At 67.3% G+C, this 15,028-nt stretch carries 15 protein-coding genes; 4 read left to right on the forward strand and 11 right to left on the reverse strand.

The genetic code is table 11. The features are described from left to right. Positions 1–6: 6 nt before the first annotated feature. From pdxA to lptF, 5 genes are read right to left on the reverse strand one after another with little or no spacing between them, the layout of a single operon-like run. On the reverse strand, positions 7–990 hold the full coding sequence (pdxA, locus tag CEW88_RS06325) for a 4-hydroxythreonine-4-phosphate dehydrogenase PdxA (RefSeq protein ID WP_108965199.1): 984 nt from the start codon (positions 988–990) through the stop codon (positions 7–9). Further along, a complete protein-coding gene (locus tag CEW88_RS06330) occupies positions 987–2,213 on the reverse strand; it encodes a peptidylprolyl isomerase (protein WP_108965200.1) in 1,227 nt (408 codons plus the stop codon). Before CEW88_RS06330 ends, pdxA begins: the two co-directional genes overlap by 4 nt. Then, complete coding sequence (locus CEW88_RS06335) at positions 2,204–4,372, reverse strand: LPS-assembly protein LptD (protein ID WP_108965201.1); 2,169 nt, start codon at positions 4,370–4,372, stop codon at positions 2,204–2,206. The genes CEW88_RS06330 and CEW88_RS06335 overlap by 10 nt, the downstream gene beginning before the upstream one ends. Continuing rightward, a complete protein-coding gene (gene lptG, locus CEW88_RS06340) occupies positions 4,369–5,463 on the reverse strand; it encodes an LPS export ABC transporter permease LptG (protein ID WP_108965202.1) in 1,095 nt (364 codons plus the stop codon). The genes CEW88_RS06335 and lptG overlap by 4 nt, the downstream gene beginning before the upstream one ends. Continuing rightward, on the reverse strand, positions 5,460–6,584 hold the full coding sequence (gene lptF / locus CEW88_RS06345) for an LPS export ABC transporter permease LptF (protein WP_108965203.1): 1,125 nt from the start codon (positions 6,582–6,584) through the stop codon (positions 5,460–5,462). Before lptF ends, lptG begins: the two co-directional genes overlap by 4 nt. A gap of 164 nt (positions 6,585–6,748) precedes the next feature. Between lptF and CEW88_RS06350 the strand changes: the two genes are divergently transcribed. From CEW88_RS06350 to CEW88_RS06360, 3 genes are all read left to right on the forward strand, one after another. After that, positions 6,749–8,221 (forward strand): leucyl aminopeptidase, encoded by a 1,473-nt coding sequence (locus CEW88_RS06350; protein ID WP_108965204.1) that lies wholly within the window; start codon positions 6,749–6,751, stop codon positions 8,219–8,221. 75 nt (positions 8,222–8,296) lie between these two features. Continuing rightward, positions 8,297–8,755: a DNA polymerase III subunit chi gene (locus CEW88_RS06355; protein WP_108965205.1), complete on the forward strand. Its 459-nt coding sequence runs from the start codon at positions 8,297–8,299 to the stop codon at positions 8,753–8,755. A gap of 549 nt (positions 8,756–9,304) precedes the next feature. Then, entirely contained in the window at positions 9,305–9,964 is a 660-nt protein-coding gene (locus CEW88_RS06360) for a Crp/Fnr family transcriptional regulator (RefSeq protein WP_108965206.1), read from the forward strand. 3 nt (positions 9,965–9,967) lie between these two features. On the opposite strand, the gene CEW88_RS06365 is transcribed toward CEW88_RS06360, so the two are convergent. The 3 genes from CEW88_RS06365 to abc-f are packed head-to-tail and all read right to left on the reverse strand — an operon-like array spanning position 9,968 to position 13,147. Beyond that, positions 9,968–10,552, reverse strand: a complete 585-nt coding sequence (locus tag CEW88_RS06365; RefSeq protein ID WP_193989059.1) for a retropepsin-like aspartic protease family protein — start codon at positions 10,550–10,552, stop codon at positions 9,968–9,970. Between the two features lie 57 nt (positions 10,553–10,609). Continuing rightward, positions 10,610–11,236, reverse strand: coding sequence for a MarC family protein (locus CEW88_RS06370; protein WP_108965208.1), 627 nt, complete (start codon positions 11,234–11,236; stop codon positions 10,610–10,612). A 51-nt stretch (positions 11,237–11,287) separates the two neighbouring features. Continuing rightward, the gene (gene abc-f, locus CEW88_RS06375; protein WP_108965209.1) at positions 11,288–13,147 is read right to left on the reverse strand and encodes a ribosomal protection-like ABC-F family protein; all 1,860 of its coding nucleotides are present in this window, start codon (positions 13,145–13,147) and stop codon (positions 11,288–11,290) included. Positions 13,148–13,466: 319 nt separating this feature from the next. Between abc-f and ndk the strand changes: the two genes are divergently transcribed. Then, on the forward strand, positions 13,467–13,889 hold the full coding sequence (gene ndk, locus CEW88_RS06380; protein ID WP_066106256.1) for a nucleoside-diphosphate kinase: 423 nt from the start codon (positions 13,467–13,469) through the stop codon (positions 13,887–13,889). Between the two features lie 72 nt (positions 13,890–13,961). Here ndk and CEW88_RS06385 read toward each other — a convergent pair whose 3' ends face one another. The 3 genes from CEW88_RS06385 to CEW88_RS06395 all read right to left on the reverse strand — a co-directional run bounded on the left by CEW88_RS06385 (position 13,962) and on the right by CEW88_RS06395 (position 15,027). Then, positions 13,962–14,372 (reverse strand): DUF4112 domain-containing protein, encoded by a 411-nt coding sequence (locus CEW88_RS06385; protein WP_108967589.1) that lies wholly within the window; start codon positions 14,370–14,372, stop codon positions 13,962–13,964. 5 nt (positions 14,373–14,377) lie between these two features. Beyond that, positions 14,378–14,557, reverse strand: a complete 180-nt coding sequence (locus CEW88_RS06390) for a YqaE/Pmp3 family membrane protein (protein WP_108965210.1) — start codon at positions 14,555–14,557, stop codon at positions 14,378–14,380. A gap of 119 nt (positions 14,558–14,676) precedes the next feature. Next, entirely contained in the window at positions 14,677–15,027 is a 351-nt protein-coding gene (locus tag CEW88_RS06395) for a TfoX/Sxy family DNA transformation protein (RefSeq protein WP_108965211.1), read from the reverse strand. Position 15,028 lies beyond the last annotated feature (1 nt).

Raw genomic sequence — 15,028 nt, forward strand, 5'->3', positions numbered from 1 at the left:
ATACCCTTACCCCCGTGCCACGCCAGCCGAAAGCTCGGCGGCCATGCGCAGCGCCGCCAGCGTCGAGGAGGGATTGGCGAGCCCTTTGCCCGCGATGTCGAAGGCGGTGCCATGGTCGGGTGAGGTGCGCACGAAGGGCAGACCGAGGGTGACGTTGACCCCCTCGTCGAAGCCCAGCGTCTTGACCGGGATCAGCGCCTGGTCGTGGTACATGCAGACCGCCACGTCGTAGCGGGCGCGGGCCGCGGCGTGAAACATCGTGTCGGCGGGCAGAGGGCCGAGAAGCTCCATGCCTTCGGTGCGCAGCCGTTCGAGAAGCGGCGCGATCATCTCGATTTCCTGCCGTCCCATGCGCCCGCCTTCGCCGGCGTGCGGGTTGAGACCGGCGACCGCGATGCGCGGGTGGGCGATGCCAAAGCCCGCCATGGCATCATGGGTGATCCTCAGTCGCGCCTCGAGCAGCGCCGCGTCGAGCGCCTGCGGCACGTCCTCGAGGGCAATGTGGATGGTGGCGGGCACAACCTTCAGCTGGGGGCAGGCGAGCATCATCACGACCTCGGGCACGTTCCCGAGATGGGCGAGGAACTCGGTGTGACCGGGGAAGGCGAAGCCGCAGCCCTCGGCCAGCGCCTGCTTCGAGATCGGCAGGGTGCAGAGCGCCGCAGCCTCTCCGGACTGGCAGAGCTGCACGCCTCGCTCGATCGAGGCCACCACGCTCGCCGCCTGCGCCGGTTGCGGCACGCCCGGCACGCGGGGGCCGGGGAACTCCTGCGTCAGAACCGGCAGGCCGCGGGCCGCGACGTCGGCGGCCTCGGAGGGATGCTCGATCCGCACGTGCGGGACGGTGCCGGGCAGGTGACGCGGCTCGCCGATCCAGAAGAAGGGCAGCGAAGCGCCAAGCTCGGCCCAGCAGGCCTCGGCCAGTTCAGGGCCAATGCCCGCGGGCTCGCCGCAGGAGAGCGCGATCGGCAGGGCCCGGGCCGCGCTCATTTCTCCACGATATGGGCGTTGGCGCGCAGCTGCGACAGGTAGGCCTCGGACATCTGGTTGAGGCGCTGGTTGCGCAGCCCGATGGTCACCTGCTGGCGATCGGCATCGGCGGTGACCGTCGGGGTGCGGTTGCACAGCATGAGCACCATCAGCGTCTGGCCGTTCGAGCGGGTGAGCGCGGTCGAGATCTCGCCCGGGTCGAGCTTCGAGAGCTCATAGGCGACGTCGGTCGGCAGCTCGGACGGGGGGAGCGACTGGCGCTGCAGCACCTCGGCGGGCTGGCCCTTGGCAAAGGCGTAGAGATCGTCGCAGCGGTCGACCTTGCTGGCCAGCACGCGGGCCTTGGCCAGCGTCTCGGGAGTGCGGCCGCCGGCCATGTAGTAGGTGGCATAATCGACCGAGGCGATCTCGGGTGCAGCGTAGCCCGACTCTTCGAGCTGGCGCATCTGGAAGAGCGCCACGGCACCCTGGATCGGGATCGGCGCGGTGACCTCGCCCGGCGAGAGACCGATCACCAGCGGCCGCAGCACCGGCGGCAGCGCCGAGAGATCCTGCCAGGGCAGGCGGCCACCCTCGCCGCGGGTGGCGGTGGCGGAATACTCGCGCGCCGCGGCGGAGAACTCGGCGGTGGAGCGGTAGCGCGAGATGCGCTCGGCGAGGCTCTGCACCTGCGCTTCGGTACCCGGACGGATCGGGATGATGATCTCGGAAAGCAGCACGCGCACGTTGGAACCGGTGCCGCTGCCGGAGAGGGCTCGGTCGACCTCCTCGTCGCTGACGGTGGCGCGGGACTGGAAGCGGACCTGGACAAGCTGGCGCCAGGAGAGGCCGGCCGTCACGAAGTCGCGGAAGGTCTGCTCGTCGACGCCATTCTGGCCGAGCACGCCGACGAACTGCTCGAGGCTGAGATTGCCGCGCTGCGCGAATTCCGCCATGCCGTCGGTGACTTCCTCTGCCGACGGATCGATGCCCGCATCCTTTGCGGCCTGCAGGCGCAGGCGGTCGTCCACCAGCTGCTCACGGGCGAGCTTCATCGGATCAGAGCCGGAATTCAGCACTTCGATCATCCGCGCGCGCTGCTGGATCTCGTAGTTGGTGATCACCATCTCGTCGACAAGGATCGCAGGCGAGAAGAGCCCCTGCGCAAGCAGGGCTGCCGGGGCGAGCGCTAGGCCTGCGGCACAGACGACGGCGCGGAGGAAACGGGAGGGGATCACTTGCATGTGCGTCGATACTCCTTGGCGCTTTCCGAGGTGCCGAAGCCAGTCAGCGCCACGGAGAGGCCGTAATCGGTGGACGGTTCCAGGTTGGTCGAGGACGCGTACTTGCGCGTCACCGAGAAGTCGACCTGGACGCATTCATTGCGGTATTGCAGGCCCATGCCCGCGCGGTCAAGCCGTTGATCGGCAAGGTCGTAGCGCCATTCCGCCGAGCCGGTCCAATTGGTGGCGAAACGGTAGCTGCCTTCGAGCGACCATTCCGACTGGGTCTCGTCGCGTTCCTCGGCGGCGTCCTGCACCAGGAAGAGGTAGGAGGCGCCGAGATCGATCCAGTCGTTGGACCAGTCGACCCGCGCTTCTGCCTTGGTGAGATCGCTGATCCCGGCGAGCAGTCCGCGCGCCGAGATGGTCAGCCCGGTGTCATTGCTGAAGCCGGCGGCGACGAGCCAGTCCGACAGCTGGCTGTCGAGACCGGAGGACTGGCTGAAGTCCGGGTCTGCCTCGTCCTGCCAGACGCGGCCCAGGGTCATCCCGGCGCGCCAGCCCTCGGGCGCCTCGTGCAGCCAGCGCAGGCCGGTGGCAAGGGTCTGGCCGTGCTCGCGCCGGTCGGCGGCGGGAAAGCGCGAAAGCGCCAAAAGATTGGCCTCGTCGAATTCGACGCGGGTGCTCTCGTCGGCGACGATGTTGACTCGCGTGCCGCCCACCAGCCCGTATTGCATCACCGGCTCGAGCAGCGTGTGGCCGCCACCCGCGTCGTGGCGGACCAGCGGCCAGCGCAGCTCGAGCGCGGTGCCGCCCATAGCGCGCGACACATCGCTGTCCGAGCTGCTGTCCTGCCGGTAGGCGTAACGGTCGAACCACAGCTCGGTGGTCAGCCCGAAGCGCAGCCCGCCGTCGAGCGTCCAGCGCCGGCGCCAGCTCGCCTCGGCGGTGAGCCGGGCCACGTCGCGCCCGTCGATGTCCCTGGAAGAGGTGCGGTAGTGCCCGTGCACCTCGGTGCCGAGCCGCAGCTCGCCGCCGAGCCGTCCGCCGGGGAAGAAGCGCTTCTCGTAGGTGCTGTCAAAGATCCACGACGGCAGCAGCGCATCCTTTTCCGAGGCGCGCAGCGACTGGTAGTGCGACAGCCCGAGCCGCAGCAGGTCATCCGAGCGCGCCCGCGAAATCTCGATCGTGCTGTCGAGACGGTCGAGGTCGTCGTAGTCGTAATCGTTGAGATAGGCCTCGTCGCTGACCATCTTGAGGTCGAAGTCGAGCTGGAACTCGTTGCGCAGGCCGAAATTGCCCTCGGCGAAGAGGTAGCCGCGGGTCTCGTCGGTGGTCAGCGTGTCGCGGGTCAGCGCGCCGTTGAGCTCGATATCGCCGTTGGCGAAGGCGCGGCGGTAGCGCGTCTCGAGCGTCTTTGTGACCGGTGAGATATAGGGGGTGAGCGTGACGTCCTGATGATCGCCGATCGGGATGAAATAGGGGACCTTCACGCCGAAGCCGAGTAGGGTGGTCGTGCGGTACGAAGGAACCAGGAAGCCGCGGGTCCGTTCGAGCGTGGGGTCGGGCAGGCGCAGGCTCGGGACCCAGAGGATCGGCACGTCGAGCACCCGCAGCTGCGCGCCCTCGAAGTAGATCTGCTGCGCCTCCTGATCATGCACCACCCGGTCGGCGCGGATCGACCACAGCGGGACCTCGTCGGCGCCGCAAACCTGGCAGGAGCTGACCGCGACGCGGCTGAGCTGGGTGAAGCGCCCCTCGGCCCGGCGCGCCTCGACGGCGGCGAGCTGGAGCTGCTCTTCCATGACCATGCGCGCGCCGGTGAGGATGCCGTCGCGCAGGCCCTCTTCCAGCTCTGCGCTTTCGGCCAGCAACAGGTTGCCCGAGGCGTCGGTGATCCGCACGGGCCCCTCGATATGCAGGGTTCCGGCTTTCTGGTCGTAGACGATCCGGCTTGCCGCCAGCCGCGTGCCATCCTGCAGCGCCTCGACATTGCCCTGCGCGATCAGCCGGTTGCCATTCTCGACAAAGACCTCGTCGGCGACGAGGATCGCCGGGCCCTGGCCCTCAGCGGGGGCGGTCGTGGTGCTGGTCTGGGCGCGCAGCGGCAGGGGCAGCGCGGCGCTGAGTGGCAGGCTCAGGGCCAAGGCCGCCGCGAGCAGTCGGGTCTGGGGGGTCATCCTTCCTCCATCTGGAGCACCAGCCCGAGGGCCAACAGAAGCGCGGCGACGGGCGGCACCCACGCGGCCAGCATCGGGTTGAGCTGGCCATTCTCGCCGAGGATCTGCGCGAAGTTCCGCACGTAGTAAAGCCCGAAGCCGAGCATCACCGCAGCAAGCACCGACAGGCCGGTGTTGGCCAGCCGCGCCGGGCGCATGGTGAAGCCCGCGGCGACGAGCACCATCGCCACGAGGAAGATCGGCTGGGCCAGCTCGGACTGTAGCCAGACGATGTGGCGGCGGGCCGAGAAGCCGGCCTCTTCCAGCCCGCGGATGAAGGCTGGCAGCTCCCAGATGGGGATCGCCGAGGGCTGGCCGAAACGGTCGCGGATCCCGTCCTGCGTCAGGTTCGAGGGCAGGCGCATCTCGTCGAAGGTCTGGGCGGATTGCTCGGGGTTGCCGACATCGCCCAGCGGCCAGACCTTGGCCTTTGTCAGCACCCAGTCTCCGGCCTCGAGCTCGGCGCGCTCGGCGATGATCCGCTGCTCGGGGCCGCCTCCGGGGGCGTAGCTGACGAAGCTCACGTCGAAGAGCACCGTGGCATCGGGGTTGGTGCGGCTGGCACGGATGACGGTCTGCGCGCCGTCGGCGCCCTGCCGCAGCCAGAGCCCCTCGGCGCCGATCGACAGCACCGAGCCGCCGTCGCTGTCCCATTCCTGTTCGAGATCGGCCGCGCGCTTCGAGGTGGCGGCCACGATCGGGTTGAGCATGCCCACCGCGAGCCCGGCGATCACCAGCGCCACGCCCACCGGCCCCATCAGCGCGGCGAGTCCCGAGCGCCCGGCGGCGCGGCTGACCACCAGTTCGGAGCTGCGCGCCAGCGAGATGCACATGGAGATGGCGGCAAGGATCGTCACCAGCGGCAGGATCGAATAGGTGCCGCCGGGCAGGTTCAGAAGGGTCATGTGAACGACCTGCCCGAAGCTCACCTCATCGCCGAACTTGCGCAGCTGCTCGACCAGATCGACGAGGAAGAAGAACAGCGCGAAGATCAGCGCGATGGCGAGGAAGAACCGCAGGAAACGCCGGGCGAAGTAGAAATGCAGGATCATGCCGCGGCTCCGGGAGCGGGGGATTTGCGCGCGGTCCGGCCCGGGCGGCGCATGCGCGAGGCCTGCCAGAGCATGGCGCCGGTGATCGCGAAGCCGGTGAGGCTGGGCAGGTAGATCAGCGGCCAGAGCGCGCCATTGGCCCGCACGGGGGTCGAGACCGAGCTTTCGATGATCTTGATCAGCACCAGCAGGAAGATGGCCCCGATGATCTGCCGGGTGACCCCGAAGCGCGAGAAGCTGCCGGTCATCAGCGCGGCGTAGCCGATCAGCGCGGCCACGACGCAGAGCAGCGGCTGCTCGAAGCGCATGTGCGCCTCCTCGAGCACTTCGCCGACCGAGTCGTTGACCTCGATGGCCACGGCCTCGGTATCGGTCAGCAGCTCGAGCGTGCCGATCTGCCGGGCGCGGCGGCCGGGGCGGCGGTCGGGGGTGATCAGGCTGGAGATGTCGTAGGTCAGATCCTCGAAGGTCGTGGTCGACAGCGCCTTGTCCGAGCGGCGCAGGGTCTGGGCGGTGCCCTCGACCATGGTCAGCATCGTGGTGTCGGACTCGCTGCGCACGATATAGGCGGTGCGGGCGGTGTAGATCACCTCGCGGTCCTTCAGACGGCGGTCCGACAGGAAGACGTCGCGCAGCTCGCCTTCGGGCGAGATCTCGCGGATGTAGAAGGTCACGCCCTTGGCCGGGTGCAGGAAGGTGCCCTCGTGCAGCAGCCGGGCCGAGACCGAGCCCGAGATTTCCGCCTCGCGCTCGCGCAGCTGGCCGTAAGAAAGGGGCACCAGAACATGCGCCAGCACCGCCATCATTGCGCCGATGATAAGCCCGAAGACCAGCACCGGCCGCGCCAGCCGCCAGGGCGAGTAGCCGGTGGCCTGCACCACGGTCAGCTCCGAATCGTTGCTCGAGCGGTTGATCACGTAGACCGAGGCGGCAAAGGCCGCGATGGGCAGCACGATGGCGATCACCGCCGGCAGGCTGAGCAGGGTGAATTCGATGAAAATGCCGCCGGAATGGCCATCGGCGATCAGGTCGCCGAACAGGTTCACCGCGCGGTTCACCCAGTAAACCATCACCAGCACCAGCGAGAAAAACCCGAACAGGACCATGAGCTGCGACAGCATGTATCTGTCGAATCTCTGCACTTCACTTCCCCCGGTTTTCCGTTGGCGACGACCCTAGACGATCGCTCTTCGCGGGAAAAGGTGCCTCTGGTCAAGCCGATTGCGGCGCTCTAGGAGTCTTGGACCGGACACAATGACGACAGACAAGCAGGGAAGGCGGGCGAATGACCCAGTTGCGCACATTCGAATTTTCGGCGGTGGACCTCGACGGGCTGGCGGAGCGGCAGGGCAGGATCGCGCTGCTGGTCAATACCGAAGGCCGGATGAGCCCCGGTGCGCGCCGGCTGAACCGCCTGACCAAGGGGGCGCTGGCGCGGCTGCTCGAAGCGGAGCGTTGGGAAAAGGCCAAGGCGGGCGAGGTGATCTCGCTGGCCTATCCGGCCGGGCTGGCCGCCGAGGCGCTGGACGTGGTGAAGCTCGAGCGCCGTCCCTCTGTTGCCGAGGCGCGCAAGGCGGGCGCGGCACTGGCCTCGGTCGCAGGCGGCAAGGCGCTGACCCTGGTCGGCGAGAGCACCGCGCGGCTGGAGCATCTGGCGCTCGCGTTGGCGCTGCGCGGCCATGCGGTGGTCAATCACAAGTCCGAGAGCGCCGAGGCGCCCGAGCCCGCGACCATCCTCTGTGCCAAGCCTGAAGAGACCGGCAAGGCCGCGGCCTCGCTGCTGGCGGTGGCCGAGGGCGTCGCCTTTACCCGGGATCTCGTGAGCGAGCCGGCCAACGTGTTGACCACCGAGGAATTTGCCGCGCGGCTCGAGGCGCTCACCGAGCTCGGCGTCGAGGTCGAGGTTCTCGAAGAGGAGCGCATGGCCAAGCTTGGCATGAACGCGCTGCTGGCCGTGGGGCAGGGCTCTGCCGCGCCGTCGAAAATGGTGGTGATGCGCTGGAAGGGTGCCGAGGGCGATCCGCTGGCGTTGGTCGGCAAGGGCGTCGTCTTTGACACCGGCGGCATCTCGCTGAAGCCGGGGCCGGGCATGGAAGACATGACCATGGACATGGGCGGCGCGGGCACGGTGGCAGGCGTGATGAAGGCGCTGGCCCTGCGCAAGGCCGCGGCGCACGTCGTTGGCCTCGTCGGCCTCGTCGAGAACATGCCTTCGGGCACCGCGATGCGCCCGGGCGACATCGTGACGTCGATGAAGGGCGATACGATCGAGATCCTCAACACCGACGCCGAGGGCCGGCTCGTGCTCTGCGATGTGCTGTGGTACGCGCAGGAACACGTGAAGCCCGCCGCGATGGTCGATCTGGCGACCCTCACCGGCGCCTGCATCGTCGCGCTTGGCCATGAGAACGCGGCGGTATTCTCCAACGAGGACGGCTTCGCCGAGGACTTCCTCAAGGCCGCCAAGACCGAGGGCGAGGGCGCCTGGCGCATGCCGCTGGGCCAGGCCTATGACGACATGCTCAAGTCGCCGCTGGCGGACATGAAGAACATCGGCGGGCGGCCCGCGGGCTCGATCACCGCGGCGCAGTTCCTCAAGCGGTTCGTCAGGGATGACATGCCTTGGATCCACCTCGATATCGCCGGGGTGGCCAAGTTGAAGTCCGCTTCGCTGCTGGCGCCTGCCGGGGCGACCGGCTGGGGCGTGTTGTCGCTGGACCGGATGATCCGCGACCGCTTCGAGCGCAAGGATGGCTGAGCCAGGCGCGCTGCCGCCCCGGGCGCCCCGCGCCCGGGTGCGAAACATTGATCCGATGACAGGAGGCTGGCGCGCATGGGTGTCGCGATGTTCTACCACCTGACCCAGAGACCGGTCGAAGAGACCCTGTCGATGCTGCTGGAAAAATCGCTGGCGGCGGGCTGGCGCGTGGCGGTGCGCGGCGGCGATCCGCAGCGGCTCGACTGGCTCGACGAACGGCTCTGGTTGGGCCGGGACGACAGCTTCCTGCCGCATGGCCGCGCCGGTGGTCCGCATGACGCGCTGCAGCCCGTGCTGCTGACCGATCGCGCCGAGATGCCCAACGGCGCATCCTGCCTGATGTCGGTGGATGGGGCGGAGGTCTCGCCCGAGGAGGTGGGCGCGATGGAGCGGGTCTGTATTCTTTTCGACGGCATGGACCCGCGGGCGCTTGATGTGGCGCGTGGGCAGTGGCGGGCGCTCACCGGCGCCGGAGTGACCGCACAATATTGGTCCGAGGAAAGCGGGCGCTGGGAAAAGAAAGCCGAGTCCTGAAAGTTTGGCTGTCACGAAATCATCACGCATTTGGCGTGGTGGCAAATGTGTGACTCGCCTTTAGGATGATCCTATTTGACATATGCGCTAATTTCCGCCCATTCTGCCAATTGAGAGGCAGGATTGCAGTCTCTGGAAAAATGGCAAAAAAATAGAAAATTTCTTGAAAAATATGACAGCACTGTCGCCCCGCTTACACAGATCGGCGAGAATCCTCCTAAACCGTGATTGCACGCCCGACCGCTGCGAGTTGTATCCTAGGGCTTGGGCGTGTCTTACACGGTGTTTTCCGTGTGAGGGTGAGGGTTACCAAGTAACGGCCATTCCAGAGTCGTCCTCCGCCGCACCCCATGGACCGGAACGTTCCGGTCCGGGGTACGGCAGACGCGGCTCTGGAATGGCCATTTCCCGTTTTCATCCCGCGCGGCGGATGTTTTCGCCGATGAGCCGACGGATTTCCGCCGAGACGCCCGCCTGTGCCGGTGCTCGCGACAGATTTATGTGTTTTGCCCTTGCGTCACTTGACCAAGCGGCTATCGGACTGACTTCATGACAACTCCTATCGAATACGGGCCTTTGCTCGACTGCCCGCTGTTTGACGGCCTCAGCCGAGAGCAGAAAGAAACCCTTCTTTCCGAGTGCACCCTGCAGCGCTTCGACGCGCCGACCGATATCCTGCGGCAGGGAGAAACGACGCCGGTCATGTACCTGATCCTGAAGGGCCGGGTGGAGGTGATCTACCTCGACAAGCAGGGCAATGCCGCGGTGCTGCATGTCGCCGGACCAGGCGAGGTGCTTGGCGAGGTCGAGGGCCTGTCGGGCACCCCCTGCTCGTCGAGCTGCCGGACCCTGCCGGAAGCGATGGTGCTGGCTTGCTCCTTTGAGCTGCTGCTCAAGCACATTCCGCCGGCGCTGTTGCTGCGCAATTCCGCCGCGATCATGCAGACCCGGCTGACCCGCGACAACGAGCTTCGGGCCATCGCGCAGTTCTTCTCGGTCGAGGAGCGGCTGCGCATGTACTTGCACCAGTTCACGACCGAGGCCCACCGCGAGGCCCGGCTGAGCCAGTCCTACCTCGCCTCGATGGTGGGCTGCTCGCGGCAGACGATCAACAAGCTGCTGGGCGACCTGCGGCGCGACGGGGTCATCGAGATCCGTCGCGGCGCCATCGCGGTGCTCGACCGCGAGCGGCTGAAGATCGAGGTCTGACGCTTAGCGCCGCTCCAGCACCATCTTGCCACCCGCGATCTCGAGCCGGTCAAAGCGCTGCAGGTAGCTCATGCCGAGCAGCGAGTTGTCCATCTCTCCGCCGTTGACGAAGGCAGGCAGGTTGCGGTCCTCGAAGCTTCCAAGGGTGACGGTACCGAGCCGGACCGGCGCGGTCTCGACCGCGCCATTCGCGGTGCGGGCGCTGGAGTGGAAGGCAAGGTCCGCGGTGGCGATGCCGATGCGCGCGGCGTCCTGCCGGTTCAGCACCACGCCGGTGGCGCCCGTGTCGACCACGAAACGCACCGGCGTGTCATTGATCTGAAGCGTCAGGTAGTAGTGCCCGTCGGACGCTCGCGGCAGCTCGATCCGGCCCGCCTCGGCAAAGACCGATTGCTGCGGGCTCACCGTGTGGCGGATGTCGTCCCAGAGCCCGAAGGCCGCGATCACCCCGAGAAAGATCAGCCCCCAAGCCGCCAGTTGCTGCAGCTTCTGCATCAGCCGGCCGCGCTGCTGTATGAACATCCACAGGACCAGCGCCGCCAGAAGCAGCCCGAGGTACCCCAGCCGGCCGATTTCGAATTCAGACAAATGCGCGCCCCCCATGCTTGGGACCAATGTAGGGGCTGCGCCCGCGCTCTGCGAGTCTCAGCCGAAAACGCCCGACCAGTCTATGCCGCGGATGCCGTCGATGACGAATTGCACCGCGAGCGCCGCCAGCAACATGCCGAAGAGCCGGGTGACGACGACGATCCCCACGTGGCCCAGAGCGCGCTCGATGGGGCCGGCGACGAAGAAGCAGGCGAGGGTCATCAGCAGCACGATCACCAGCACGCCGAGGATCATCGCGGTCTCGAGCGGACCGGGTGAATGTCCGACCAGCAGGATGATCGTGGCGATGGCACCGGGGCCGGCGATCAGCGGGATGGCGATGGGGAAGATCGACGGATCGGGCATGACCTCGTCCTCGACCTTGTCTTCGCGCCGCTTGGTGCGGCGCTCGAAGAGCATGTCGAGCGCGGTGATGAACAGCAGCAGCCCGCCCGAGATGCGGAAGGCCGACATGGAAATGCCGATGAATCCGAGCACCGCCTCGCCGAAGAAGGCGAAGAGCATGAGGATCGCCAGCGCGGTGATGCAGGCCCGGATCCCGACCGCGCGCCGATGCGCGGCATCGGCGCCCTGGGTCAGCGCGATGAAGACCGGGGTCAGCCCGATGGGGTCGATCACCACGAAAAGCGTGGCGAAGGCGCTGATGATCAAGGCCATGTCCATGGGTACTGGCTAGGGCCTCGCGCGGGCGCTGTCCAGAAAAAGCCTGCCGGCTCAGCCGGCTTCCGCCGTTTCGAGCTTCTCCATTGCCGCTTCCCAGAGCGCCTCGGCGCGGCGCAGCCCGTCCATGACTTCGGCGTACTTGCGGTTCCAGGTCTCCAGCTCGCCCGCTCGGGTCGCCTCGTAGAGCTCGGGGTTGGCGAGCTTGGAGGCAAGCTTCTCGCGCATCTCCTCGATCTTGGCGACGCGCTCTTCGCACTTGCGCGCCTCCGAGCGCAGCGCGAGGACCTCGTCACGGCTGGCGCGCTTCGGCTTCGGCGCGGCCTTTTCGGCCTTGGCGGGCTTTGCCGGCTTGTCCTGCGTCAGCAGCATCTTGCGGTAGGCCTCGAGGTCTTCCTCGTAGGGGGTCACCGTGCCGTCCTTGACCAGCCACAGACGGTCGGCAACCAGCCCCAGCAGGTGCATGTCGTGCGAGACAAGGATCACCGCGCCGGAATAGGCGGTCAGCGCCTCGACCAGCGCTTCGCGGCTCTCGATGTCGAGGTGGTTGGTCGGCTCGTCGAGGATCAGCATGTGCGGCGCATCGAGCGTTGCCAGCAGCAGCGACAGGCGCGCCTTCTGCCCGCCCGAGAGGCGCCCGACCTCGGTCTCGGCCTGGTTGGCACCGAGGCCGAAGCCCGCCAGCTGCGCGCGCAGCTTCGAGGGGGCACTGTCGGGACGCTCGCGCTGCAGGTGCTGCAGGGGCGTTTCGTCGAGGTGCAACTCGTCGACCTGGTGCTGGGCGAAATAGCCGATGCGCAATTTCGAACTGGACGTCATCTTGCCGTCCATCAGCGCCAAACGCCCGGAAAAGAGCTTCGACAGTGTCGACTTGCCCTGGCCGTTGCGGCCGAGCAGCGCGATGCGGTCGTCCTGGTCGATGCGCAGCGAGAGCTTGCGCAGCACCACCTTGTCGCCATAGCCGGTGGAGGCATTCTCCAGCGCCAGGATCGGCGGCGAGAGTTCGTCGGGCTGCGGGAAGGTGAAGACGCGCTTGGCGGCCTCCTCGGGCGGGGTGATCCGCTCCATCTTCTCCAGCATCTTCACGCGTGCCTGCGCCTGACGGGCCTTGGAGGCCTTGGCGCGGAAGCGGTCGACGAAGCTCTGCAGGTGGGCGCGGCGCTCGTCCTGCTTCTTGGCCGCTGCCGCGAGCACGGCGCGGCGTTCGGCGCGGGTGCGCGCGAAGGTGTCGTAATTGCCCTGGTAGAGCACCAGCTTGCGCTCCTCGAGGTGGAGGATCGCGCCGACGGCCCGGTTCAACAGGCCGCGATCGTGGGAGATCACGATCACCGTGTGCGGGTAGCTCTGCAGGTAGCTCTCGAGCCAGAGCGCCCCTTCGAGGTCGAGGTAGTTGGTCGGCTCGTCGAGGAGCAGCAGGTCAGGCTCGGCAAAGAGAACGCCGGCGAGCGCAACGCGCATCCGCCAGCCGCCCGAGAAGTCCGAGCAGGGGCGCTGTTGGGCCGCCTCGTCGAAGCCGAGGCCCTTGAGGATCGTCGCGGCGCGCGCCTCGGCGGACCAGGCGTCGATGTCCGCGAGACGGGTCTGGATGTCGGCGATGCGGTGCGGGTCGGTGGCGGTCTCGGCCTCGGCCATCAGCGAGGCGCGCTCGAGGTCGCAGGCCAGCACGGTCTCGATCAGGGAGACATCCGAGGCAGGCGCCTCCTGCGCCACGCCGCCGATCTTGGCGCGGGCGGGCAGCTCGATCTCGCCGCCATCGAGCGTGAGCTCGCCGCGGATGAGCCGGAAGAGCGTGGTCTTGCCCGCGCCGTTGGGACCGACGAGGCCAACCTTGTGGCCCGCGGGAATCACGGCGGAGGCCTCCTCGAGCAGAGGGCGGCCTTCGACGGAATAGGAGATGTCTCGAATACTCAGCATGGCGCCGCCATAGCAGAGCCTTCGGGCGGGCAACATCCCCCTTCGTGCATATCGCGCTTGCCCGGCGTTTCTGCCTACGCCGATGACGCGATGTGCGTATTTGGAAAGGGAAGAAAGGTGGCACTGCCTAGCGTCTTGTCTTTCCAAAATGCGCCGGGGTGAATTGGCCGTGGGACAAGAGGGGCAGAGCCCCTTTCTGCCTGTGGAAGAGGCAGCGGGGGCCACGGGGTCTTCCCAATTCCTCAACCCCATGGTAACGCCCCCACCAGAGAATGCTGGCCGGGCCGTTGCCCGGCCTTGTGACATTGGAGAGACCAAAATGGCCGTCGAACGCACCCTTTCGATCATCAAGCCCGACGCAACCCGCCGCAACCTGACCGGCAAGATCAACGCCAAGTTCGAGGAAGCGGGCCTGCGCATCGTTGCGCAGAAGCGCATCCAGCTGACCCCGGCGCAGGCTGGCGAGTTCTACAAGGTGCACGCCGAGCGCCCGTTCTACGGCGAGCTGTGCGAATTCATGGCCTCCGAGCCGGTTGTCGTGCAGGTGCTGGAAGGCGAAGGCGCGATCGCCAAGAACCGTGAAGTGATGGGCGCCACCAACCCGGCCGACGCCGCAGAGGGCACCATCCGCGCAGAGTTCGCCGAGTCGGTCGGCGAGAACTCGGTGCACGGCTCGGACGCTCCGGAAACCGCGGCCGAAGAAATCGCCTATTTCTTCTCGGGCCTCGAGCTCGTCGGCTGAGCCTGACGCTCAATCACCGCAAATAGAAAGGCGCCCCGCGGGGCGCCTTTTTGCTGTCCGACCGTCTGGGCCTCAGGCAGCGACCTCGTTGGGTTCGGCTGAGCCTGCGCCGCCGGGCGCGTGGCGGCTTTCCAGCCAGCGTCGCAGCAACCCAGCGTTGCGGGTGTTGGCGCGATAGCCGACGTCAAAGATGTCGCCCACCAGAGGCACGAGACCCACCAGCCAGTCGACCGCGAGGTTTGCGCCCATCTGTCCGAGCAGCGGCTTGGGCGCGCCCATGGCGTGCGCCTCCTTGACGATCCAGACCGCCGGAGCGAGCGCCAGCGTGTCGCCGATGCCCGGAACAAGGCCGAACACCGCGTCCCAGCCGAAGCGGATCGGGGTGAAAGGAATGCGGTACGCCCGATCCATCCGCCGTGCCCAGCGGTCGATCTTGTCGAGCCGCTGGAAGTCGGGGTGGAGCGTGTGTTCGCGGGCGGCCATGGCGATCACACGTGCTGTTGTTTCGGCCCGGTGCGGGCGATGATCCAGATCGCGTGCACGATGCCGGGGATGTAGCCAAAGATCGTGAGCAGGATGTTGATCCAGAAATGCTTGCCGAGGCCGACCTGCAGGAACACGCCGAGCGGCGGCAGCAGGATGGCGAAGATGATGCGGATGAGGTCCATGTCGGCCTTCCTTTCAGATGAAGGATGTGTTGGCAGATCAACACGCAGACCCACGGCAAGGTTCCTGTGCCCGCACGGAGGCGCGGGCCAAGAGCTTGTTTCTGATGGGCAGAAAGGCGCTATTTGCGGGGGCGCCTGCTCGGGTCGATGACCCCGATCTCGTCGAGGATTTTCTCGATGCCGTCCAGCGGCGCGTTGCCCTTTCGTTCGGCAACCAGCGCGTCGAAGCGGCTGCGCAGCTCTTCCTTTTCTTTGCCGCGGGCGTCGTTCCATGGGCGCCCCTGCAGCGCCATGTGCAGCACGTAGAAGCCGATGAAATGCGGCCTCGTGCCATGGGCGAGCAGGCGGCGGTAGGTCTCGTCGGCGCCGAGCGCGCGCAGCGTCTCGGCATCCGCGATCCCGGCGCGCCGGCAGGCCGATTCCACCGCTGGCCCGAGGTTGCGGATGCTGGAGATCGGCGTGCCGGACACG

Origin of the sequence: Alloyangia pacifica (assembly GCF_003111685.1) — a bacterium.
In the GTDB taxonomy this organism is placed as follows: Bacteria; Pseudomonadota; Alphaproteobacteria; order Rhodobacterales; family Rhodobacteraceae; genus Salipiger; species Salipiger pacificus_A.